General features: G+C 60.9%; 17 protein-coding genes and 1 pseudogene. 9 read left to right on the top strand and 9 right to left on the bottom strand.

Annotated elements, in window-relative coordinates; all coding sequences use genetic code 11:
* Window positions 1-87: 87 nt before the first annotated feature.
* From E5A74_RS10445 to E5A74_RS10470, 6 genes are all read right to left on the bottom strand, one after another.
* Window positions 88-1257, bottom strand: a complete 1170-nt coding sequence (locus E5A74_RS10445; RefSeq protein WP_135984579.1) for a cysteine desulfurase family protein — start codon at window positions 1255-1257, stop codon at window positions 88-90.
* Window positions 1254-1625, bottom strand: a complete 372-nt coding sequence (gene dndE / locus E5A74_RS10450) for a DNA sulfur modification protein DndE (RefSeq protein ID WP_135984581.1) — start codon at window positions 1623-1625, stop codon at window positions 1254-1256. The genes E5A74_RS10445 and dndE overlap by 4 nt, the downstream gene beginning before the upstream one ends.
* A complete protein-coding gene (dndD, locus tag E5A74_RS10455; RefSeq protein ID WP_135984583.1) occupies window positions 1606-3612 on the bottom strand; it encodes a DNA sulfur modification protein DndD in 2007 nt (668 codons plus the stop codon). The genes dndE and dndD overlap by 20 nt, the downstream gene beginning before the upstream one ends.
* A complete protein-coding gene (dndC, locus tag E5A74_RS10460) occupies window positions 3609-5069 on the bottom strand; it encodes a DNA phosphorothioation system sulfurtransferase DndC (protein WP_206365832.1) in 1461 nt (486 codons plus the stop codon). The genes dndD and dndC overlap by 4 nt, the downstream gene beginning before the upstream one ends.
* 62 nt (window positions 5070-5131) lie before the next feature.
* On the bottom strand, window positions 5132-6184 hold the full coding sequence (gene dndB / locus E5A74_RS10465) for a DNA sulfur modification protein DndB (RefSeq protein WP_135984588.1): 1053 nt from the start codon (window positions 6182-6184) through the stop codon (window positions 5132-5134).
* A gap of 184 nt (window positions 6185-6368) precedes the next feature.
* Window positions 6369-7175, bottom strand: coding sequence for a hypothetical protein (locus E5A74_RS10470; protein WP_135984590.1), 807 nt, complete (start codon window positions 7173-7175; stop codon window positions 6369-6371).
* 834 nt (window positions 7176-8009) lie between these two features.
* Between E5A74_RS10470 and E5A74_RS10475 the strand changes: the two genes are divergently transcribed.
* The 7 genes from E5A74_RS10475 to E5A74_RS10505 all read left to right on the top strand — a co-directional run bounded on the left by E5A74_RS10475 (window position 8010) and on the right by E5A74_RS10505 (window position 16021).
* A complete protein-coding gene (locus tag E5A74_RS10475) occupies window positions 8010-8798 on the top strand; it encodes a hypothetical protein (protein ID WP_135984593.1) in 789 nt (262 codons plus the stop codon).
* The gene (locus E5A74_RS10480) at window positions 8795-9481 is read left to right on the top strand and encodes a hypothetical protein (RefSeq protein ID WP_135984594.1); all 687 of its coding nucleotides are present in this window, start codon (window positions 8795-8797) and stop codon (window positions 9479-9481) included. The genes E5A74_RS10475 and E5A74_RS10480 overlap by 4 nt, the downstream gene beginning before the upstream one ends.
* Window positions 9478-10566: a thiamine-phosphate kinase gene (locus E5A74_RS10485; RefSeq protein WP_135984596.1), complete on the top strand. Its 1089-nt coding sequence runs from the start codon at window positions 9478-9480 to the stop codon at window positions 10564-10566. The genes E5A74_RS10480 and E5A74_RS10485 overlap by 4 nt, the downstream gene beginning before the upstream one ends.
* Before the next feature lie 97 nt (window positions 10567-10663).
* Window positions 10664-12007: a TRM11 family methyltransferase gene (locus tag E5A74_RS10490; protein ID WP_135984598.1), complete on the top strand. Its 1344-nt coding sequence runs from the start codon at window positions 10664-10666 to the stop codon at window positions 12005-12007.
* Window positions 12000-12974 (top strand): phosphoribosyltransferase-like protein, encoded by a 975-nt coding sequence (locus E5A74_RS10495; protein ID WP_135984600.1) that lies wholly within the window; start codon window positions 12000-12002, stop codon window positions 12972-12974. Before E5A74_RS10490 ends, E5A74_RS10495 begins: the two co-directional genes overlap by 8 nt.
* Window positions 12974-15052 (top strand): ORC-CDC6 family AAA ATPase, encoded by a 2079-nt coding sequence (locus tag E5A74_RS10500; RefSeq protein WP_135984602.1) that lies wholly within the window; start codon window positions 12974-12976, stop codon window positions 15050-15052. The genes E5A74_RS10495 and E5A74_RS10500 overlap by 1 nt, the downstream gene beginning before the upstream one ends.
* A gap of 3 nt (window positions 15053-15055) precedes the next feature.
* Window positions 15056-16021 (top strand): hypothetical protein, encoded by a 966-nt coding sequence (locus E5A74_RS10505; protein ID WP_135984604.1) that lies wholly within the window; start codon window positions 15056-15058, stop codon window positions 16019-16021.
* 640 nt (window positions 16022-16661) lie between these two features.
* Here the strand turns inward: E5A74_RS10505 and E5A74_RS10510 are convergent.
* Entirely contained in the window at window positions 16662-17924 is a 1263-nt protein-coding gene (locus tag E5A74_RS10510) for a hypothetical protein (protein WP_240699760.1), read from the bottom strand.
* An 11-nt stretch (window positions 17925-17935) separates the two neighbouring features.
* Between E5A74_RS10510 and E5A74_RS10515 the strand changes: the two genes are divergently transcribed.
* Together E5A74_RS10515 and E5A74_RS21245 are read left to right on the top strand one after the other, a co-directional pair.
* Window positions 17936-18490: a hypothetical protein gene (locus E5A74_RS10515; protein WP_135984606.1), complete on the top strand. Its 555-nt coding sequence runs from the start codon at window positions 17936-17938 to the stop codon at window positions 18488-18490.
* Window positions 18491-19046: 556 nt separating this feature from the next.
* Window positions 19047-19328 (top strand): annotated as a pseudogene (locus E5A74_RS21245) (DNA methyltransferase); the annotation flags it as partial.
* Between the two features lie 36 nt (window positions 19329-19364).
* Here the strand turns inward: E5A74_RS21245 and E5A74_RS10525 are convergent.
* Window positions 19365-23009, bottom strand: a complete 3645-nt coding sequence (locus E5A74_RS10525) for a DUF4011 domain-containing protein (protein WP_240699761.1) — start codon at window positions 23007-23009, stop codon at window positions 19365-19367.
* Window positions 23010-23073: 64 nt separating this feature from the next.
* A complete protein-coding gene (locus E5A74_RS10530) occupies window positions 23074-24138 on the bottom strand; it encodes a type I restriction endonuclease (RefSeq protein ID WP_135984611.1) in 1065 nt (354 codons plus the stop codon).
* Window positions 24139-24354: the final 216 nt, after the last annotated feature.

A 24354-nucleotide genomic window follows, 5' to 3' on the forward strand; every position in this document is an offset into this window, starting at 1 on the left:
CGTCCGGGTCGGCTGAGCCCTTCATACAGATTCGCTTAGAATGGGCAAGCACTAATTTTCAGGATGGCGATTCTAAGTGAATCAAGGCTAGGCGGCGAAGCGGCGCAACTCCAGGACGGCATCGACCAACGCATCGGCGAAACCGGTCAGCTGCGTCTCGGTGGTCAGGCGGCCGGGGGACACACGGAACGCCTGTCGCGCGCGGGGCGTGTCGCCGAACATTGCGAGCAGGACGTGGCTGGTCTGGACCTTGTCCGTCGAGCACGCGCTGGAGGCCGAGAAGCTGGCGACTTGGTTGAGGCGGTGCATCAGCGCCAGCGGCTCGACGCCCGCGATCGACAGCGACACGTTGCCCGGAATGCGGTGTTCGGCGTGACCGTTGTATTGGACGCCGTCGAGTGCGCGGGTGACCCGGTCGACGAAACCTGCGCCCATGGCCTTGAGCCGGTCGCCCTCGCGTCGGCCCTCGCGGCCCGCGATTGCCAGCGCCTCTCCCATCCCCACGATCAGCGGCACGGCCAGCGTGCCCGACCGCAGGCCGCGCTCCTGTCCACCGCCCCAGACGGTTTGTTCAATCCGCGCTCTCGGCGCTCGCGACCGGGCGTATAGAGCGCCAACGCCCTTCGGGCCGTAGGCCTTGTGCCCCGAGATGCTGGCAAGATGAATGTGCTCCGCCACCACATCGACCTTGCGGTGGGCCAGCAGCTGGGCGAGGTCCGTGTGGAACAGCGCGCCATGACGCTCGGCGATCTCGCCCAGCGCGCCGATGTCCTGAGTCGTGCCGACCTCGTTGTTGGCCGCCATCACCGACACCAGACCGGTGTCATCGCGCATAGCCGCGGCAAGCGAATCGGGATCGACGCGCGCTGTCTCGTCCACGGGCAGAACGGTGACCTCGTATCCTTCACGCGCGAGCTGTTGGAACGGCTCAGTCACGGCAGGGTGTTCGATCGCAGTGGTTATCAGGTGCCGGCGATCGGGCCTTGCCCGCGCTGCGCCGAGGATGGCGATGTTGCTGGCCTCGGTGCAGCTACCGGTGAAAACGATCTCGTTCTCGCGCGCGCCGATGTGCGACGCGACTTGCGCCCGGGCCTTGGTTACGGCTGCCTGCGCACGGTTGCCGTGCACATGCTCCACGCTCGACGGGTTCCCGAACACCTCGGTGAAGTATGGCAGCATCGCCGCCAGCACGCGCCGGTCGGTGGGCGTCGTCGCGTTGTGGTCGAGATAGATCGGGTCGGCGCCTTGGGTGCTCATGCCGCGAGCGCCAACCGCGCGACGTCGACGGGCGCCTTCGCGCGCACCGCAAGCGTCGCTACGCCGCGGTGGACGTGGGCGCGCAGACGGCTCACCTGCTCCTCCTCGGACAGCTTGGTGCCGGCATCGCCTTCCTCGACCAGACGCAGCATTGCGGCGATCATCGAATGGTAGTCGCCGGTGAGCGTATAGGCGTTGAATTCCTGGCCCGCCTCGTCCGTGATTGTGCCCGGACCCACCGCGCCCTCTTCGAGCGACAGCATGATCGCCATGCGGCAAAGCAGGTTTGGCGTCAGGCCGGTGCGCTGGCGCAGCGAACGCAGGCGGCTGGTGGCGTCGGCCGAAATCTTAAGTTTGGTGAACCGCATTGGCGGTCTCCTCGTCATCGAAGTAGCCGGGCGTCGCAACGGTCGCGCGCCGGTCGGGATCATAGTCGAGCCGGTAGGTGTGGCTGACCGCCGGCATCAGCCGGTCGAGCAGTGCCTCGTCGACCTCGGTGTCTGTCGACAGCACGATCACCTGATGACTGGCTGCTGGGAAGTAACGCTCGACTAGTGCCGCGCGGTGTTCCGAATCCAGCCGCGCGAGGGGCGTGTCGATGATCATCGGCAGCGCACGTCCGCTGGTCCGCGCGAGCGCCCAAAGCATGGCGATGGCGTAGACCTGCTTCTCGCCCGCGGACAGCGCCGCCTTGGGTATCTCGTGCCCGTCGCGGTCGATCAAAACTGTCTCGAAGGTCGCGCTGTCGATGCGGACGTCGGCGACGAAGCCTTCCTTACGCGCGAGGAGGTTGAAGCGCTGCACGAACTCGCGCTGGAGGCGCGACAGCTTCGTGTCGAGCAGCCGCTTCTCGTATTGCTGCAGAGCCTGGCCGATCCGTCCTGCAAGCGCGGCTCGACCTTCCGACGCCTCGGCGTCCGCTTGGCTCTTCAGCAGGCGGTCGCGCTCGCGGCGAAGGTTGGAACGGCGGAACTCGAGGCTCTTGAGCTCCTCGCTGCGGGCGCGCTGCTCTGCCTCGATCGCGCCGACCTGCTGCTCGGCGAGCGTCAGTTCGTCCAGGATGACGCCGGCGGCTGCGCCCGACGCGCGGACGAGGTTCGCCTCGACTTCCCGCAGGCGTCCACCAAGCCGGTCCAGCTCCGAAGCCAGAAGCGCCGCCTTCGCCGCCGTCGTCTCGCGGACTTCCCGCAGTTGGGCGAGCAGCCCAGTGCGTTGGCTGGCCTCCATGTCGTCGAGCGGATTGCCAGACTGGTCGACCGGCGTAGCAGCATCGGCGGCTAAGAACGCCTCCAGATCGCGCCAGTGCGGATCCTTCCACTGGGCAGAACGCGGCGGATGACCGGTGCCGCGCCATGCGAGCAGCCTCTCGCGAAGTGCGGCCGCCTCGGCGCCCGTGCCCCCCCGTGCGCGCGACAGTTCCTCGACCGCGCGGGCGGCGAGCTTCGGTGCCATCGCGAAAGGGAGCAGGCCGCCGGCCATCTCGCGCAGTTCGGCTTCCCGTCGGGCAAGCTGCTGCTTGAGCTCGCTCTGTGACGCTTCGAGCGAAGCGCGCTGGTTCGCGGCGTCGCCACCCTCGGCGGTGAACCGCTGACGTGCGTTTGCTGCCAGTCGCGCCTGACCCAGGCGCCGTGACGTCAGTTCGGCCACCAGTTCCTGCGCATCGGCGATGCGCTCGCTGAGCTCGGCCTCCTCGCGCACGATCGCCTCCAGCCGCGCGGCCGTCTCGGCATTCTCGCGCTTGCCCCGGCGGGCCATGAAGAGGCCAAGGTCAGTGCGAAGCCGGCCGACCAGTTCGATCCCGAGCAGTCCGCGCATGGCGTCGGCCAGCCCGTCGTTGACCTCGTCGCTGGCGATTTCGGCGATCTTCTCGCCGTCGAAGAAGAACAGCTGTGATACGCCGGGCGGGATCAGTTCCTGCAGGAAGTGGTGCCATTCGTCGCGGGGCACGCTTTCGACCGGCTTGCCGTCCTTTTCAAGGATCAGCGTCTCGACCGCCTTCGCGCCCTTCGCCGTCCATCGGCGCACGACGCGGTAGCGCTGAACGACGCCGCCTTCGGCATAGTCAAATTCGAGTCCGACCGACGCCGACCGGGCAATGTTGCCGCCAGGCCCTGCGTGCATGCGAGAGCGGAGGTGGGATTCGTATTCGCTCTGGCCTACGCGGTGGCCGAGCGCGCGTCGGCCATAGAGGGCAAGACGCACCGCTTCGAGCAGGGTGGTCTTGCCTGCGCCGTTGCGTCCGCCGAACAGGATGACCGGCGTCTCGCGCCCGGGCTGCGTGCGGGGCACAAGGTCCAGCACCTGCCGACCGGCGTAGAGCCCGAAGTTCTCGATCTCGATGGTGCGGAGAATCATTGCGAGTCCTCCTCGCCATCGAAGGGCTGTTCGAGTTCCTCGTCGAGTTCGTTGAGGTTCGCCGCCTCGGGCATGTCGAGCGAGACCCGCCGCTCCGACACCAGCACGTCCAGGTCGCGCCACTCCTGCTTGAAGACGTCCTCGATGCGGGTGTGCACGGCGTGCCGGCGCTTCAAGCCATGGGACGCGCGCTCGATGTCGAGCAGGCGCATGACTAGCTCTGTCGGCACGTCGTTCTCCTCGCAGATCGCGTTGAGCAACTCGCCGTCGTCGGCGGTGAACGCCACGGCGTCTTCCGATACCCAGTCGGGTTCGACGAAGCCGTTGTCCTTGCCCAGCGTGTCGCGGACGATGCGCGGCACCGAGTCCGGCCAATCGCCATTCTCGGTCCGCCACAGGCGACGGATCTCGTGCAGCTCCGCCTCGTGGATCAGGATCGGCGCCTCGCCAGCCGGCGCCTCGTCGGCGACCTGGCGCTGCGTCTCGAGCAGGCCCCGTAGCAGCTCGCGGCGGAAGTCCATCGTGTAGGGCCCGGGCATTACGCGGTCGGTCTCGCCGATGAAGGACACCTTCCCGGTCCGGCGCCGATAGTCGCGGTACTTCAGCTTTTTCGCGGGATCCTGCGTGGCCGCCAGCTTGTCGCGGTAGTCGAGCAGCGGGGTGAGCCACTCCTCGCCGGAATCGATCATCGCCTCCATCGCCTTGTCGCGTTCGACCACGGTGCAGACCCAGCAGCCGAACCGTGAATTGCCGCAAGAAGGTGTCGAGGTGTCGACCACCAGCGGGCATTCGCCCGAGGCCGCATTGCGATACATAGCGACGAGATCGCGGTTATCGTTGCCCCACGGCGACTGGTTCTGAAGCAAGTAGGTCCAGACGTCGTCGGTCGAGAACTCGGCGATCGGCGCGTAGACGAACGCGTTGAGCAGGGACGAATGGCGGGAGAGCCGCGAGCCTTCGATCTTGTGGAGCGACATGACCTGCGCGCGCGTGGCCGATTCCTGGCGCCGCACGCCGAGCACCATCACAACCTCGCCGAACTCCGCAACGCGGCTCCGGATGAAGTCGTTCGCCGGCTCGATCTTCAGACGCTCGGTGCACCAGCGGAACCGGCGCGACGGTGCCGGGTATCCGCGACCGATGAGGTTGACCCAGAAGCTCTTGTCGACCTCGGGCACGACCTTGTGCGTCTCGATGGGCATGCCCTGCTCGACGGCCGCCTTCGCGATGCGTTCGAGTGACACGTCGATGTAGTGCGACACAACAGGGGTCTCCACCAGCGTGTCGGACGAGATGACGTAGATCTTCTTGGTGCGCTGCTCTTCCGGCAGCGCGGAGATCGCGGCCCAGATCAACTGCAATGCGGTGGTGGAGTCCTTCCCGCCGGAATATCCGACCACCCAGGGACGATTGTCGCTGAGGTAAATCTCGCGAACATCGTCGTGGATGCGCTTCAACCGCGCAACTCCATCATCCAATACGGCTTTTCCCATTTTTCCCACCCATCTGATTCCAAATCCTAGCGTGTCGCGCGCGCCGCGTCATCGACTTCTGGTGGAGTGGAACGAGAAATAAGCTCGGCCGTGAGCAGGACGCTAGCCCTCGATCGGTTGATCTTTCCGTTCACGAGCGCGCGCCCCTCCCAGATCGCCGTGTTTGAGCGCGACCAGTCCACGTCGCGTAACCCTTCCAACGCCACCTGCCAGCTGTCCGGAAGCTCGATCATCAGGCGCGCGCCGACAACCGCGATCGCCTCCAGCGCGATCCCGTGCGCATGGACTGTCTCACGGCGAAGTTCGGCCGGCGTCACCTCGCGGCGGCCGGCGGCGGTCCAGTCCGGCATGTTCTCGATCACCGCGTTCCAGAACTCGACGACCCGGTCAGGATCGGCGGCCGTGACGGTCAGCCCAGCGTCGGCAACCAGAGTGCTCACCGCCGTATGCAGGTTGCTGAACGCGAACAGCTTGCGCGAACCGGCCGTCAAGTTGGACCTAGTAAAGTCGGTCAGCTCCCGGAAGAGCGGGATCGCGTCGGCCACCGCCCGGCTGAGGCGGGCGCCCTCGTCCCGCCCGTCGTAGAACAGACGGAGCGACCGTGCGGGCTTCACGCCATGCTGGTTGAGGTCGACGAACATCTGCTGCGATCTGGTGAGCCCTTCGTCCGGGAACAATGTCACCGCGATAGTCTCATCGCCGAGCGACGGCCTGTCGCGCAGCGCCTCGATAATTCCGGCTCGACGGTGCTGCCCGTCGTTGACCAGGATGGTAGCGCGCATGTCGATCTCAAGCGTCCCGACCGAGCGCTGCCCGGCTACCGGCTCGAACTCGAACGCGCCGTCGATCGTCGCCGACAGCGCGGACAATACGTATTCGCTAGGGTTGTCGGCCACGTATCTGGCGATCGCCGGAATGCGGGTCTTGTTCAGGTCGCGCTGGGCGCACAAGGCGATCGGAAGCTCCTCCTCGTCATACCGAAACAGCCGCTCCAGCATCCGCAACGGTATCATCGCGACGTAGAAGGCGCGTCCTGCCTGGATGCCGCGGATGGCGGCGAAGCTGTAGCTGTTGTCCATAATTTTTCCTCTTTCGGACCGTGTCCGGGGAATCTTCAATCAATCTTATCTGCTGGCCGGTCGGGCACGGCCTATGCTCGAGCGTGGTCGCGCGAAGCCGCTTACGATGGCATCCCATAGGTGGGTCGAGACATGGTGCCCCGCCACCAAATACCGATGCCCGGCGGCGTTTCGCTGTCGTCGCCTACCGGCGCGGCGGTTTCTTGATGCGGATAGGCTTGAGGAGCTCGTCAGCCGCTGGCACGTCGCTGGACCTAATCTTTAGTTCGCGTGCGCTGGGAAACACCCGTCCGACGGACTGATTGTGGTAGCGGATCAGCCATAGATACTTGGGCAGGATCAGTGAGGACGGCGGTAACGACTCCGCCTTGTCGATAATGAAAGCGCGCATCGTCCCTAGTGCATCGCGCACGTATGCCGCCTCGTTCATCAGCGACACGCTTTTGATGTAGTCGATGAACCAGATCCCATCGTCGCCGAGCCTCAGATGGCTCTTCAGATCTTCGATGAGGTTCCGCTTCGTCGATCGCGACGGCACGGCCTTCAGGTGGCCGCGAACCTGTTCGATCACCGCCGGGTCGATCACGATCCTGGGAGCATTCGCCAACCCTGACTCGAGACGATAGGCGCGGACGAACGCAGGACCGAACGCGCGGCGCTCGTCGAGCACCATATCACCGACCGTTGTCCCCCCACGGATCAGCACGCCCGCCTCGAGGAGCGTCCATTGCGCCGTGGCGAGGTCCTGCACCTCGGCGAGCAGCGCGTCGTAGATCGACTCGCCGTCTAGTGGCCGTGACCGGATGACGCTGTCCGAGAAGGTCAGGACGGAGGTCTTTGCGCCGACCTCGCCAACGGGCTGCCCGGCTGTCTTGTCCAAAGCGTCGAGCAGGTCGTCGACATTGGCGGCGTCGTTGCCCTCGCCATCGCCGACGATCTCGGCGAATCCCAAGATGTCTACGAAGGTGGCGACGGATCGTTTGTAACGCATGGGCATGACTTATCGCACTGTTCCACACGCCAACGGCGACCGGGGTTTCCGGTCCTGGAGGCGCCGTGGCCGCACTACACTGAGGCAGCCGAGACCGTCGTTACAAGCAAAACGTGATGCCCCGGTGATATCCAGGAAGATTGCCGATGAACGGGGATATGTTCCACAGGATCCTCCGGGAGGGCCGGTCAATCGATCCATTGGGGATCGGGCGCAAAGCGATGCTATCCGCCCAGCGGCAGAGATATTTCCCAATAATTTGAGTGCCCACCTTCATTATGTCGGGTGCGCCAGCTTTTCCACCGTTTTTTTCGATCGACACCGGATTTTGCTCCGGTGTCGATCCGGTGAAGTGCTCTAGGCCGCCCCGTTTGTGATACCTGGCGACCAATGTTGGGCCGGTTGCTCACAGTCCGTTTCCAGGCAGGGAGCTGTGGAAACCTGACGTTCGCGCGGAGCTTTGGCGAGATCGGCAACCGCCGACTTTGCTGTTGTTAGAGGCAACGATCCTACTGCCCAAATCCGCCATCCATCCAGGTTGTCTTAGACGGCGCCTTTAGGGCAGAGCTTGGCAGCTTGCGGTCAAGGCGATCTGTTCGAAGTCTCGGCATCGAATGGTTTTTGGCGCATGCCCGAAACTATAAAAGGATGCCGGCGATCGCGTGTGGATCAGAAGCGAAATGTCTGAGACAGAGGCTTTGTCCCTTCGCTTGTGAGGCAACCTAGCTATGATCGAGCCACCGATAGCGATCGATAGTTTGTGAGGTCAGGTGGATGGTGCAGGGACAGAGCGGGGGGCGGGGGCCACACCGTACGCGACATTACGTTGATACGGTGTCGATCAATTTCTTTCGGCTCGAAAACCTGATCCACGCCTTTGCTGGCCGGGTGAAGGACCGCGTTTTCTGGTGGACGCCGTTTAGCATTGCCATTTCGCTGCTGTTCACGCTCGTCGTGTCTGAGTTTAAGATGAGTTTTGCCGGCCTGTCGGCCGAGCAGTGGCGCCTCCTCGCTTTGCTCGGTCTCGCGGCTGCGTCCGTCACTACGATCATCGCGGTCGTACGTGCAGTTCGCGGCCAAGACCTTGACGCGCTTATGGATACCATCTGCGCCGAAAGCATTTCGAGACCGCGCCACTACGGTATAACGCTTTTCAAAGCCGCTGACGCGCGGGGTGTGGCGCGGTTGCTAGTGTATCATGACGAAGTCTGGGACTGCTACTTGCTCCCCTATGTCCGACTTCACGAAGACCAATCTGATCCTGAGGACGTATCCGAGCCCGCGGCGGACCGGTTCAGCCTGTCGAAGGACGCGCTTTCTGCCCGCGAACTCGATGATCACGTTTTAGTATCAGAGAAAATATCTGCGGCCACGGGCAAGATGACTAACTATCGATTCGCCTTTTACATAATGAAGGTTGCGGCGGGGCATGCGACTCCCTTCCGACGCCGTGAGTTCGAAGTCCAGTCGCGAAACTACAAGTGGGTTACCATCGAAGAGGCGTTGGCTAACCCGAAGAGCGCGGATAAAAATGGCGATGTCTTCCGCTACCTGCGCGATCACTATCGCGCGATCTTCCAGGACGACCGCATACCTAATGCCATCGACGCCGTGATCAGATGACCATTTCCGCTTACGAGACCGGCGGCTTGCTTGAGGCAGCGGCGGCGCGCGTTGACGCCGCGGGATATACGGCGATTCCATGGGATCGCGATGAACGCGCGACGATCGCCGCGGAGGCGCTGCGCCGTGCCGTGGCCGCGCTGCGTGATGGTGGCGGGGGCGTTATTCACCCCTTGGGTTTCGCCAGAATTCCCTTGTCGCCTTGGACGCTTGAGCGGCCCCGTTTCGCCGTCCATGTATGGAGCAGAGATTGGCCGGCGGGGCATGCCCTCGATATCCATGACCATTGCTACGACTTCGTTTCCATCTGCATCGCGGGCGAGATTTGTCACAGCTTTTTCGAGCCATGCGATTCCGCAGATGCCCTCGCCTGCGAGGCATCGCGCTATCAGGCAGGATGCTGCGCCGAGACCGAAGGCGCTCCGGGCGAACGCCAGCGGCTCGCGCTGAAAAACGAGCGAACCGTCGCCCCTTATGACGCATTGTCACTTCATCATCGGGAGCTTCACCGGGCGTGGCCCCTAACCGATGTTGCAGTCACCATCCAATTTCAGTCGCCGTGTATCGAGCCTACCGCCCGTGTCTTCCGCGCCGCCGGTTCTTATGATCAACCCAAGGATGAGAGCGTGAAGGCTATGTCGCGCGAGCATCTCGCATTGGTGCTCGAAAGCGTGGGCCAATGATCGGTTCGGCAGCCACGATGACAGACCTTGGCGAAAAGGAGTTTCTCGCCCGGCTCCTTCCTAGCCTCAGCGTCGACGCGCGATTCGTGAACGGTTTCGGCCACGATGCCAGCGTGCTCGACATCGGCTTGGAGCGAGATCTGGTAATGAAGATCGATCGCGCGGCCACGCCCATCGCCTCCTTGAATGGCTGGGCCGACTATCGCGTCTGGGGACGCATCGCCGTCACGGCGAATTGCAGCGACATCCTAGCTGTTGGCGGCGAGCCGAAGGGGTTCATGCTGTCGCTCAGCATCGCGCCCGACACACCGGTTAGCATCGCCGCGGAAATCATCAGGGGCGCCGCTGAGGAATGTGAACGATGCGACGTTGCCTTCCTCGGCGGCGACACCAAGGAGGCGGTTGGCCTCAACATTGTCGGGTCGGCAATCGGCACGATCCCTAAAGGTCGGCACTATGACCGGCTGCAGGGACGTCCGGGCGACCTTCTCGTTTTGGCGGGACAGCTGGGCGGGTTCCTGGGTGGATATCGGCAATGCGTGTCCCAAGACCCGTCCGGCGAGGCGCTGCGGTACCTGTGCGAACCAAGTGCGGCTTGGCGAGAGGCGCGCGCCTTGTCGCAAATCGCGGGCATTCGCTCGGCCTGCGACCTCAGCGACGGCTTGGCGTCGAGCGTCAGACAAGTCCTCGCCGCCGGGGCCGGGGCGGTTCTGGATTTCGCCGCGTTGCCGTTTCACGACCTGGCTATGGACAATGCGGCGGAGCGCGGCGCCGATCTTATCCACTACGCTTTCGGAGTTGGCGACTGGGGCATCGTCTACGCCATCGCGCCTGAGGACAAAGCGCAGGTCGAGGATTTGGGGCTGGCTGGCCTGGCGATTGCAATCGTGGGCACCGTGGTCGGCGAACCCGGCCTGTTCCTAAAGCGGGGCGGCCTGTTCGAAGTTTCGATTTTCGAGAACGAGCATTTCCGTCGGCGCATGGAGGACCAAGGCAGTTATTTCGACGAACTCGAAGCGGGTCTGACACTGAGACCGATCGCAGAACGGCACGGCATGCGTGACGATCTGTTCCGCAGCCGCTGACTTGTGCGTCGGCAGCATCTCGATGAGCGCGGCGCCCGCCAACCTTGCTTTGCTAGTGGCAGCGTCTATTCCGGGAGCGAAGGGGCTATGATGATCGATGACCGCGCGCGTTGAGCCACTCCCGCACGGCGAGCGGCCCGCCCTCGACACGCTAATTTCCCGCTTCGACTCCGGGAGCGCTGCGGTGGAGGTCAATTTTCGGCGCCTCATGCCGTCGGTGACGCCGCCGCGCGGCGGACACGCCATCCATCCCTATCCGGCAAAGCTGCTGGTCAATATCCCGCAGTTTTTTTTGGCGGCTCTGTGCCCCGATCACGGAGACAAGCTGCTCGATCCTTTCTGCGGCTCGGGCACCGTCCTCTACGAGGCCGCCCTTGCCGGCCTGCGACCCTTAGGTTCTGACTCGAATCCGTTGGCACGGCTCGTAACGCGAGCCAAACTGACATCGATCAACCGCGATGTGGTGGGCGACGAGCTGGCGTTAATCATGCAGCGCTACCCTATGCTGGCACCCGACATTCCCGATGTCATCAACCTCGATTACTGGTTCTCAGATCGTATTTCGCAGACGCTTGGAAAGCTGCGGGCAGCAATTGCGCAATGCGTGTCGACGCGGCATCGGCCGCTGTTCGACGTCAGTTTCTCCGCCACCGTAAAGCGCGTGAGCTACGCCGACCCGCGGCTCTCGGTGCCAGTCAAAATCAACCCGGCGCGTAGCGCGCGCTACGGCGCTAAGGGCGACGAGGTCCTTCGGCGGCTCGCGCGCCTCGAAAACGTTGACGTGGCAGCCGTGTTTTGGAGCATTGTTAGCCAGAACAGCCGGCGATTGCGCCAGGTGCGCGAAGGCGACGCCGAGATCCCTTTCACGATCTTCGATGATGCCCGCGCACTCAACCTGGCCGATGCATCCATCGACATTGCGATCACCTCGCCACCCTATGTCGGCGCGCAGAAATATATCCGCGCCTCGAGCCTTTCTCTCGGCTGGCTAGGCTTCACGCCGGAATGCAAGCTGCGCCCGCATGAACGGGTCTCGATCGGCAGAGAGCACTTAGGAGCCGAGGAAATTTGGCAGACCGAGGGTACCGGCATCCTCGCCGCCGATGCCTTGCTGGACGAGATCGCTGCGAGGAATCCGCTGCGCGCGCGGATTGCGCAGAGATACCTGCTAGAGATGCGAGATGCCTTGGCCGAGCTCGCACGGGTTATGAGGACCGGGGCGGATCTCATCCTTGTCGTCGGCCCCAATCTGGTCGCTGGCTTCGAATTCCCGACGCCGGCGTTTCTGGAAGAGCTAGCCCGGCGGGCCGGCTTCGCAACGCACTTACATCTGATCGATTCGATCGAGTCGCGTGGACTGATGACTAAGCGAAATCGAACGGCGGGGGTCATTCAGCAGGAATCGGTCTTCCTCCTCAAGCGCGGTCCCGTCGATGTATAGCGACAGCGCACACGACACGATCGTCGATGAGCTCCAGGCGAAGATCATGACTCTCCACAAGTCGATCTGGGAACGCCGGGCCGCGTGGCCGCAGGTGCTCGAGTGGCTCGACCAGTTCGCGGAGAATGCAGATCCCGCAGCCGACGAGCAGCTGCATGCGCTACGACTGCTCTCGAACTTCATGTATTTCGGTGTGAACGAAATCCGGGCTCTGCTTCGCTCGCTTTATCGCGACACGTTCCGGCCGCAGGTGGCGAAGGAGGTAAGGGCCCGGCTCGGCGGGGCGGTCGACCTCGCAGCCATCGCGGCGGAGCTGCGCAACGATCTCGACCACATGCGGTTCGTGTCGCTGGGCAATCCGTCGGAGAGCAGCGCATTGCTGCTATATTATTTCCGGCAGGAAAATTCGCTGCCGAAAGATCTTTTCATTCACGCGTCCGATATCTTCGATCTATCCCGAGTGGGAACGGGCGGGACCGTAAGCCTCCGCGATCCCTCGATCTCACGATATGTCTTCATAGACGATCTCTGCGGCTCCGGCCACCAGGCCGAAGATTATGCCACGAATGTCGTCGCCCCTCTCAAGCGCATCGACCCTGCCATTCGCACTTATTATTTTCCGCTGTTCGGGCTTTCCGCAGGCATTGACCACCTTCGGAGGTGCACAGAGTTCGATCTCGTTGCTCCGGTGATGGAACTCGACGATTCGTTCCGTGCTTTCGCAGCTGAATCCCGCCTGTTCGTTGACGAGACGATGGCGCTCCTGCGGTCCGCTACCGAAGCCACGTGCCGGCGCTATGGCGACAAACTCTGGCCGGGCCATCCACTTGGCTATGAGGAAGGCCAACTGTTCATCGGCTTCGCTCACAACACGCCTGACAACAGCCTTCCCATCTTCTGGAGCGATCATAGCGCACCCCTGCCGTGGCGGCCTATATTCAAACGGTATCCAAAGGTGTCCTGGTGATGGCCGGTATCGAACCCGACAACCCGTTCAGCCTGACCAAGGCTAACGATCTGAGTGATGACCAAATTCAGGACCTGTGGGTGGACATTGCGCCGCCCGACAAGCCACAGTCGCTGTTCAGCTCCGGGAGGTTCGCCTCTCCGATGCCCACCTATATCCTAGGCAGCAAGGGCAGCGGTAAGACGCACCTTATGCGCTACGCTTCATTTCCACTTCAGAAGAAGCGATTCGCGCGCGACGAACTCGGGCTATGCAACGGCGTCCGGCGGGATGGGTACGTCGGCATCTACATGCTGTGTAGCGGCCTCGAGACGGGAAGGTTTCAGGGCAAGGGCCAGTCGGCCGAGGCGTGGCACGAGGTCTTCTCCTACTACCTAGAGCTGTCGCTAGGCGTCGCTGCGCTTCGCGTGACGGAGGAACTCGTCGCCGCGAGCGCCGCGGCTCACAATGCGACTGCTCTTTGTGCCGAGATCGCGGGACTTTTCGACATTGATGCTCCGGCTGGCGAACGCTTTTCGGACTTGATCGGCGAGTTTGAAAGACGGCGGCGCGCACTCGACGCTGAAGTCAACAATGCCGCTTTTACCGGGCAGCTAAACTTGAACATCACCGCGAGCCGCGGCAGGCTGATCTTTGGGATACCGCAGGCGGTGCACGCGTTCGTTCCAGAACTCGCTGGCATTCTATTCGCCTACCAGATCGATGAGATGGAAAACCTCACAGAGGCGCAGCAGAAGCACGTTAACACGCTCGTGAGGGCTAGGAGCGGCCCGGCCAGCCTGAAGATCGGCGCGCGGCAATTCGGCATCAAGACGCACGAGACGATGAGTGCCGGAGAGATCAACCTCAAGGATTCCGAGTTCGAGGAACTGCGGCTTGACCAGCTGTTCCGCCGGAACGAAAGCACGTATCGAAGCCTAGTCAGCAACCTAGTGGAACGGCGGCTGGAAAGCTTCTGGCCACCTTCTCGTTCGGGCCTAGCCGGGCGCGGACGGAAATTATCCGAATGGTTCGAAGAGCCCAAACGCGACCCGTTTGATCCAGCCTTCCTAAGCCTTGGCAAATCGGGGCCGTCGGGGGAGCGCCCGCACATGGTGCGGCTCCGATCGGCGCTCCAGGAGTACATGGAGCGCGGCGCAGTTCCGGGGGTATCCGAGCAGGCGCATATCGATCAAATAATGATCGATACCGCCGTTGCAGAAGCGCCGCTTCTCGAGAAGTTGAACACGATGATCGTGTTCAACGCCTGGGCCAAGAATGCCGACCTACGCGACGCGGCTGCTACGATCCGCAACGACTGCGCCGAGTTCATTAGAACGCGCCAGAACGGGCGCTATCGCCAGAAGCTCGATCATTACAAATCTGACATCATCGCCCAGATGTATCGGGAGGCGACGGTCCGCCAGCCATATGGTGGCCTGGATGAGTTCACCCGTATGTCCGAAGGCCAGCCCCGCGCGCTGATAACCTTGCTGAAGCAAACGTTCGACTGGGCTACGTTCCAAGGCGAGCGCCCCTTTGAGGTTGGCAGCATCAGCATCGACGCTGAAAGCAAGGGTGCACTCGCAGCGTCCGACTGGTTCTACAACAATATGAGCAGGGCCGGCGACGATGGCCGCGCCATTCTCATCGCCACGGACCGCCTCGCGGAATTGTTTCGGATCAATCGCTACGCGAACAATCCGGCCGAATGTTCCCTGATCGGGTTCAGCGTCAGCCAAAGCACAGGGTCAGAGGCGGCGCATCGTACCCTAAGCTTGGCGCTCGACCACTCGTTCTTGGTGGAAATACTTGGTGGACAAGCCGAGCGCAATTCGGAGCAGGTCACTGGCAAGTACCAGCTGAACAGGATGCTGGTGCCCAAATGGGGGCTCGCCACCGGACGTCGCGGCATCAAGCCGCTGGGCGAGCGCGAGTTTAACGCGATCTTTGATCCTAGCGCTCAGGACGCCTTCAACTTGCTCAAAGCCGATTGGTCGAGCCGTATGAACGCCCCGTTCGAGCGCGCTCGCCGGCTGACCTCGAACCTAAACTCAACAGAGGGTCGGGATGATCAGGCCGATCTGTTTCAGGGTTGATCGATGAGTTTTGACTACGGCCTTTTCCTGCGCGAGGAGATCTACGGCACTAGCGGCTGGCAGCAATTAGAATCCTACGAGCTGTTCCTCTCCGCATTCAACCTTGGTGAACGCATCAAGATTGTCTTCGACCAAGTGAGCGCGGCGAAGAAAATCTGGTTAATTCATGAGGAATACGAGCTCGCAGCCGAAGATCTCCCAGAAGGCGAGCGGTTCATGCTGGCTGGCACTGATGAATCAACCTATTGCCGCGCTTTGATCGACGGTCTTGTGGCTGAGGGCAGCTTGGACCCGGCGGCAACGCGACTGTGCATCGACATTACCGGGATTTTGCGCCCGCATCTAATGTTTCTGGTCTTGTACCTGAAGCGTCTCGGCTTACGCTATGTCGATCTAATATACGCCGAACCTAAGCATTATGCGCTGAAGGAGAAAACTCCCTTCTCCACCGGCTCGATCTACGAGGTGCGACCGGTGCGTGGGTTCGAAGGGTCACCAAGTGCTCGCGGCAGCGACGATTTCCTGGTCATCGGCATGGGTTATGACGATCGGCTCCTCGCCGCCGTAGCCGAGACGAAGGACAAGGCGGACAAGCATCAGATGTTCGGCTTGCCATCGCTGCGCGCCGATATGTATCAGGAAAGCGTTTTGCGGTCGCGCAAGGCTGCCGACGAACTCGGGGATCCTGGCTTCTCTGAGTATCACCGCTCGTTCGCTCCGGCCAATGATCCGTTCGGGACGGCCTCGGTGTTGCGCGAGATCGTCGAGCGGCGTTTGTCGAGCGCGCCTGACACGAGCGTCATGCTCTGCCCGCTCGGCACCAAGGCCCAAGCTCTTGGCTTTGCTATCTATCACATGTTTGATTGCGGTCCGATCGGTGCGCGGGTGCTATTTCCGTTTAGCAAGGGATATTCAGCCAAAACCGGGACTGACCTTGCTCGGGCCTGGCTATACCGCGTCGAATTTTGAACAGGCGTCACTTCGGAACCACGAGATTCTGATTGCCGTATTTCGACGGGCGCTAATCCTCTAGCCTGCGTAAGCTGGCCTCCCCAATATCCCAAAGATTGTCCATTCGACCCGTGGATGGGCGGCTGAATAAGCGAATAAGCGGCGGCTTTCGAGACCGCTGCAAGCGAACGAGGCAAGGGTATCGCAGTGCGGCCCTCTACGAAGGTGGCTGCGATGACGCGCTCACTTAGCACCGACTCTCGGCCAATCAGACAAAGCCTCAGCTTGTGCGGCGATCGCTGCCGCGTTGGCGGACACGCTCTGCATCTCCGCCCAAAAGGACTGCGACTGGCCATACAGGCCCAGGCAAACGCGCAGCATGCTCGATATTAGTATCGAACAGACACTGATGAGATGGAGAGGGTGCGTCGCGTATCTCGGGGCGACTGCCGACAGGCCCAGCAGAAACACACACGACAGGATTCCGATGACGCAGATGTCCTTGCCCATTTGAAGAAGGGGTTGTCGTGCTAGCAGAAAAGCGGGGTGGGCGGTGGAGTCAGGGCGTTGTGGCATAGCGCCCTCTATCCGAGACAGGTTTCAAGATTGTCGTCTGCTCAGGTTACTGCCGAGGTAAGCGGCGCCGGGGGCGCCGGGGCTATCGCGGTTCATTGCGGCGTTGACCTCCGGTCGGTTGAAACGCGTTCGGCGCCAACACGATGATTTCGTCGATAATCTGCTCAGTCACCTCCCGCGCACGGCTGAGGTAATCCGGGTCGAAGGGGGCATAAATATCCGACACATCCGGGCGATGATGCCCGAGGAAAATCTTGCCCTCCACCCAGTCCCGCTCTCCCAGACGGCGGCGAGCGAGCTGGGCCATCGAGCGACGGACCAGCTTGAGGCCCGCTTCGCGATCACCAGGCAGGTAGAGTGCTTGCTGCAGCGCCTCGAACGCCTGCCTAACCGACGCGACTTCGACATAGAAGCCCTTGTGACCATCAAGGAGCGGCGCCATTTGTCGGGCGACCGGGATAATCGGCCGGTACTTTTTGGTCTGAGCCCGGCCCTTCGGATTCAGATTGAGCGTCCTCGATGCCGAATGCCACTGCGCGCGCTTCGAATCGACAGACACATCGTGAGCAGCATCAGGCCGCGCCCAGGTCGTGACGCTGATCTGCAGGAAGCGGTGAAGCTGCTCGCGGAACTGAATCCGCCTATCGCGCAGTTTTTCGCTTTCGCCTTTGGCCATCTTCGGATCGATGCAATAATTGAACATGGCCGCGAGCGTTGGAATGTCGGCCCGGTACATCGGCGTCTGGCTGACTTCCGCCGGCTTCTTAGGCACGAACTTGGCGCGGGACAGCGTATTCCTGTTCGCTTCGGCCAAATTGATGACAGCGGCAAGCTGGCGTACGCTAGCCTCGACCGTCCCGGGCGCGCGCTCCCGAGTGTCGCCGTTCGGCAGCGCAATGGGAACCTCCGAGGCCCATTCGCGGAAAGCGTCAATCCAATCTTCGTCGATATCCTCGCAGACGGCATCAAGTTTCCCGATTTCGGTGAGGTAGGCAACGACGTGCGCTAGACGCGGCCTGATCGCGCTAATGCTGGCGCGGGTTTCGCGAGCAATCAGATAGTTCGCAATGGCGTCTGTTACGAGATGCCGAGCGCTCGCCTGGAGAGGCTGCCCGCAGCTCGGGCACACCGCCTGACCGCGCTCGCGCTCAAGATAAAGCGCATCTAGCTGATGCTGCGCATCTTCAACGCTCGCTGTGCCCGTTGAGCGGCTTCGGTTACGTCCTGTGGCCTGATCATACCAGACGATCTGGAGATAGGGTGACCGAAGGCTTCCGTTCCGCTTCCTGTCGTAGACGAGTTTATACCGTCCCCTCGAATAGAGGGGTTGATCCTGTTTTCGCATATTTTCCTCTGTTGTTCGGCGGCGGCTGCCTGAATGAACTCGCCCACACCGATCGCGTTGAGCAGATCGAGGGCATCGGCATCGATGCGAATGCCTTTTCCCAGTTCGGTTTTTCGCAACCAATTCCGCGCAAGCTCGCTGAGAGCCGCCATTTCATTCTCCATCTCAACCGCGCGAAGGCTTCGCGGCGGTTCCGAGGGAGGGTTTGGGATTGGCGCTGCTGCGATACGCAACAACGTCACAATTTCGAGGATTACGTGGGCAGATCCCCTCAACCACCTTTTCGGCTTCCAGCTGGCTTTGCCACGCTGCGTTCCGACCTAGGTTCGCATTTCCAGCAACTGCGGAGAATTCGACAGGAATTAGCGGAGAAGGCGAGAATGACGTCGTTTCGGACCTTAGTGGTCTGCAATGCGGCGATGGAGCGGCATAATTGTTCTCCGCTAATTCCGATAAGCGGCTCCGAGGATGCTGTTGCAGTCGGCCGAATAGCTGCAGAGGAGGTCCCATATTTACCGGCGCGCGATTTAGCGGAGAAGCCGCCGCCCCCCGGCATCCCAAAATAAATCGTTCCCCTATATGGATTTATCGCGGACGGTGGCACTGGACTCGCACTCGCCGAGCCTGCTCTGGCGGCCGGTATTGGAATTAGCGGAGAAGCCGAATTCTCGCTCTCCCCTAATTGTGGCAAATACAAAAAACGGCCCAGATTCGTGCGTTGAGGGTGATTATGGCCTTCATCGGCGACATCGCACTGTGCATTGAAACGGCAATTTCCGGAGAAGCTCCCAAACGCTCGCGCGCATTGAAACGGCATTTTGCGGAGAACCTTCAACATTCCGTGCGCATTGAATCGGCTATTCGGAGAGAAGCCTCGAGCCGGGCGAAAGCGGTTCGCCGTTCCCGCTCCGACCGCGCCGTGCTAGCCCTCGCGTAGCTATTGAATTTGACCCCGGGGGATAGGTGCCGACGCTGGAGTGGATGACGCGCGGGGACGACGTACGCGCGGCGGCGCAGGTGCCGTATCGGTTGCTGGAAGCACGGTCCGAGCTGGACGGCGGCGACGCCGATCCAGCGAACATGCTGATCCAAGGCGACAACCTCGACGCGCTCAAGGCGCTGATGCCCTATTTCAAGGGCGCAGTGAAATGCATCTACATCGATCCGCCGTACAACACGCGTTCGGCGTTCGAGCATTATGATGACAATCTGGAACACAGCCAATGGCTGGCCATGATCTATCCCCGGCTCGTGCTGCTGCGCGATCTGCTGGCGGAGGACGGCAGCATCTGGGTGTCGATCGACGACAATGAAGGCCACTACCTCAAGGTCATCCTTGACGAGGTCTTTGGGAGGCGAAACTTCTTGGCGGAGGTCATCTGGCAGAAGCGAACGTCGCGCGAGAACCGCGCAGCTATTGGCTTGGCGCACGACACGGTTCTAGCGTACGGTAAGGTGCCACCGGTCGAATGGAAGGCGTTTCGCAACACTCTGCCACCCAACCTGAACGGGTTCTCGAACCCGGATGGCGACCGGCGCGGTCCTTGGCGATCGATCCCGTTTTCTGCGCAGGGATACGCAATCACGGCGTGCGGCTACATCGCGCGCGGCGATAGCCCCCTGATCGCGCAGCCCATATGGCGAGTTGCTGCCGAGCATCAGTTCGAGCAGCTCCGTGATCGTATTCTTCTGCGCGGATGAAAACGTCACGATCCCAAGCGAAAGGTTGGGATTGGCGCGCGCATGCTCCGACACGCGCTTGACGATCGCTTCGCCCTCAAGGCGATTGTCGCGTTTGCCACCCTTATCATAGACCCCATCGACCTTGGTAAAGATCAGTCCATAGGCGGGGTCTTCCTGTAGCGGCGATGGTGGGAGGATCAGCCCATCCTCGTAGAACTCACGATTAGAAACCCGGATCAGCGAGGGATCACGCGATCGATAATGCCATTGCAGCATGCGTGACGAGAGACCACGCGCCTCGCAAAGCGATAGGATGCTTTCGAGCGATCCGAGAGCGGCGGCACCCCCCAGCAGGTTCTCTTCGCCCTCTTCATCCTCCTCTTCGGTTTCGCCGTCATCGGCGACCAGGCGATCGAAGAAGGATGATGGGGGCAACTGCTTCTGATCCCCCACAACGACAATCTGTCGCGCCCGCGCGATTGCCCCAAGAGCATCTTCAGGACGCACCTGACTTGCTTCATCGATGACCAGCAAGTCGAAACTGAGGCGCCCCGGTGTCAGATACTGAGCTACCGAAATCGGACTCATAAGAACTACTGGCTTGATCCGTTGCAGCGCAGCCGGTGCCTGTTCGAACAATCGCCTAAGCGCAATGTGCGCCCGCTTCTTTCCGATCTCTCCCCGAACTATTTTCATTTCGCCAAGCGCACCTTGCGGCACCTGAGCTAAATGACCGGCGAGGATCGTCGTCACATTCTCTTTCAACCGCTTGCGCTCAAGGCCGGCGAACTCTCCCGCGAGCGCGTGTCGGTTGAGGTTTCCGATTTCCTTAAGCTCTGGCCATGCTGCGATTGAATCCTGCCAGAGCCTTTCCGCTCTCGCGAACTTCAATTCGATAACACCGGCATTCCCATCTAGCGCGCCACTGGCAACGCGATCCGCAAGGGCAGCAACTCCGCCAACGGCAAGCTGGTTCTCTAGTCTGCGCAATCTCGACCATTCGGCATAGCGATCAACGGAATCAGCCATTGCCGAGAATCTGGCGGTGATATCGATCAGATCGACGCCATCCACGCCACCATCAAATATGGCCGAATCGAGTTGTAATATTCCGGTGGTGCGGTCGATCGCATCACGCGCCACAGGCGATCGTCGCTCAAGCCCATCAATCATCGCCTCAAGCGCAGGCGCGGCTGCGCCCAGCTCAATCGCTTGCTCTATGTCTATCGTTAGCGGGACATTCCGAGCCTTGAATACCCACCGCGCGATACCGGCTACTCGCGCGAAGTCGGTCCGCTCTCCACGCCAGACCTCGCCTAGTGCAGCACTCATGAAAGCTTCGTCGTCACCCCAACGAGCGCGGAGCCGCTTCACCTCCAGCAACCGATCTATCAAGCTGACCCGATCGTCAGCGCTTTTGGGCATTGGGTTGCGCAACATACCTCCCAACTGCCGGGAGGCACCCCGATACGCTGATCCCCATCGAGCGAAAAATGACCCGGTTCCAGCAACCAATGGCGCACGGATAGAAGCGGCATCGCCATCAAATGCAGGTTCCGTAAACTCTGCCGCCTCCGCGTCGCGGAGTTCACGCCAAGCCGTTGCCGTATCTAGCGCCTCGGTAAGTCGCGCCGGATCAGAGACACGCGAGATGGCCTTAGCAAGCGTGGCTTCGCCTTCGGGGAGACCGATCAGGCCACGCATAGTTTCGATAACAGCCGACACCACCGACAAGGATCGTGCCAACGGCAATCGCATCGCCGTCAATGGCCCGTCGAGGACATCGCGTAGTTCCTGAACTGCTTCAACGGCGGTAGTTAGATCGTTTCGCAAGCGCGCTAATTCAACGGGTTGCAGGTCGAGCGCGCCGACTCCCCAAAAAGGATGGGAACGCAGGTTACCCAAGGACTGAAGCAGAGAACCAAATTCAAGAAGGTCGTTGGCAAGTTCGCGCTCTTTTGCCTTCGGCATTGTTGCCAGCGCATCGGCTTCAAACATCGGCGTTGGTGCATCCATGCCGATATATCGAGCTTGGCGGGCGAGTGCGGAGAATGGCGTTTCGCCCGTTTCACCAATCGGTGTGTGCAGCGCGTCTGCGATCCGGTTTAGGCGATCTCTTGTTTCTGTCAGCGCAACAGGCGCTTGCGGCATAGCGGGAATGGCTTGCGCGGCACCGAGCGTCCTCGCGATCTCCGCCAGTACAACCTTTTTGTTCGCCGATTTGGAATGCAGTTCAAGGCAAACGTCTCGCAGGCCGACTTTGACCAAGCGATCGTGAACCACCGAAAGCGCAGCCATTTTTTCCGCGACGAACAAGACGGTTTTACCCTCTTTCGCAGCCGCCGCGATGATATTGGTGATAGTCTGACTCTTGCCGGTGCCAGGCGGGCCTTGAACAACCAAGTTCCGACCAGAGCGCACTTCTTCGATCACACGCGCCTGACTGGAATCCGCATCGACAACATGAAACATCTTTTCTGGTGGCAGAATGTCATCGAGGCGGTCATCGGGTCCGAACAGCGGTTGTTCGGAATCGAACCCCTCGTATAATAGCCCGCGTGTCAGGGCGTGGCCCTCCAACGCGCTGTCAGGCCACGCATCCAGTGCGAGGTCGAGATACATCAGCAGCTTTGAAAATGAGAAAAATCCCAGCTGCATTGCGTCGCTGTCGATCTTCCATCGCGCTCGGTCGGCGATGACAGCTTCGACTTGCTTGTAATAATCGGACGGCTTCCAATTATCTCCGACCTCGACCGGAGGAAGCCTAATCCCAAAATCCTCGGACAGCCTCTGCTGCAAGGGCAAATTTGTTATCAGATCCTCGTCTCGCAACCTGATATCGTAGGTTGAGGTGCGGGCGTTGCGCACCAGTTCCACGGGCAACAGGATCAACGGAGCTTCCCGCACCACGGTTGAGGTCGTGTCCTCAAACCAAGTCAGAAATCCGAGAGCAAGGTACAGTATGTTGACGCCTTGCTCTTCCTCTGCCGTTTTCGCTTCACGGGCGATTTTGAGCAACTTCTTCGCCAGCCCGTCCGGTCCCAATCGCGTCTCTAGCTGGTTGTCGGTGTAGCGGTCGGTTCCGACCTCATCGGAATCCTCATTCGCCAAGACAATATCCGACGCGTCATCGCCGCGCCGGGTATCATGCCCCAGCGCGCGGAAGCGCATGGCTTTGCCCGACGACAGGATTGCCCAAACTTCGTCCGATCGCTCGTTGACGACATTCACAATATTACCGCGAGTGTTTGCGCGGTTGACGTGGACAAGCCGATTTCGCGTACCTGTCTCTACCAGCCGTTTACGCGTGTCATCGAAAAGCTTCTGTACAGAGCGAGCAGAGGCCGACTGCTCATCATTACGATCATATCCGCTGTCATTCAGCGGCGCTTCGTCTTGCACGGACTGTGAACCTTTCGATGCCTCGCGGCGGAGCCAAGGGCGTTGGCCAGAGAAGAGCGGCGACTCAATCCGTCTTCTTGCTGCTAAGCTCGTTGATGCGCGCTTCAATTTGCGGTGCGAACTTATAAATGTCGGTCAAATCGCTGATTAAATTCCGTGTCTCTGCCTGACCGTCAAATGTGCCGACATATTTCGTCGTCAGGCCATTAAAGTGCAGGCGAGCCAGTGATTTACGGTTGTTGTCGTCAAGCAGGACAGCGCAGTAGGATTTTGCGTCCCGCATGACGACACGCTTGGGGTCGATCAGCCGAGAAGCGATGGCCTGTACGATACGAAACCCGCTCACTTCCTCCTCAGTAGTGATGACTTCCTCTGGCGACGACGCCCCCGGCCCCTCATCATGTTCGGGAACGGCTGAAGCGTTCAGGGCAGAGGTGAGCCGATCATTCACATGGTCACGCACAATCGCCGAGAACGAGTTTGCGATGAGCCGCGTGAAGTTGTCTTTCACCTGCGATGTCACCTGACCCGGATAAACGCGCTTGGCGATCAAGCGGGCAAACTCCTCCGACGCGGTCCCCATTTCGCTTTCCAGCTCTTTACGGACGAGGGATTCCAGTTTCAGATTGGACGCCTCGCGTACGATAGCGTCGATATCGAAGCCGGCTTTGGTAAAGCTTTCGAGAATGCGCACGTCGGACTTGCGAACCGCATCGAGGCTCAGTGTAAAGAATGGTTGCGCGTCCATCTTGTTCGGCTGATCAAGGTCGGAGAAGAATTTGTAGATTACGCCGTTCGTCAGGATCGCAAGCCGAGCATCCGTTACGCTGAAATAGCGGAATAATTGCGATGCATGGTTGATCGTGAGGTCGCCGGTGGAGGGTTTGCACTCAATCAAAATCGAGAGCTTACCACCGATGCAGATTGCGTAATCGACCTTCTCACCTTTTTTGGTGCCAACGTCCGCTACGTATTCCGGGACAACCTCGGACGGATTGAATACGTCATAACCCAAGAGGTTGATGAATGGCATCACAAGGGCGGTCTTGGCGGCCTGTTCCGTCAGTAAGACTTCCCGATGCTGCTGGGTCTTCGCTGCCAGCTCAGTAAGACGCGTCGCCAAATCCATGCTTTACCCCTCCACCCCGAGGCAGGAAACTTGCATGCGAATCAAGGCGAACGCAATCGAGCAACTATTCAGAGCGGCTAGTTTTTTGGTACCCGCTCGTCGGTTGGATGGAAAGATCCCCGGGTCTTGCCAACAGCTCTGTGTCCGATGCCTCTTGCAGCAACGGCAGCTTTCGGACCGTTCACGACCCAGCTGAATCGCCGAAATGGAGCGCAA

It is taken from the genome of Sphingomonas naasensis, from assembly GCF_004792695.1.
Lineage (GTDB): Bacteria > Pseudomonadota > Alphaproteobacteria > Sphingomonadales > Sphingomonadaceae > Sphingomonas > Sphingomonas naasensis.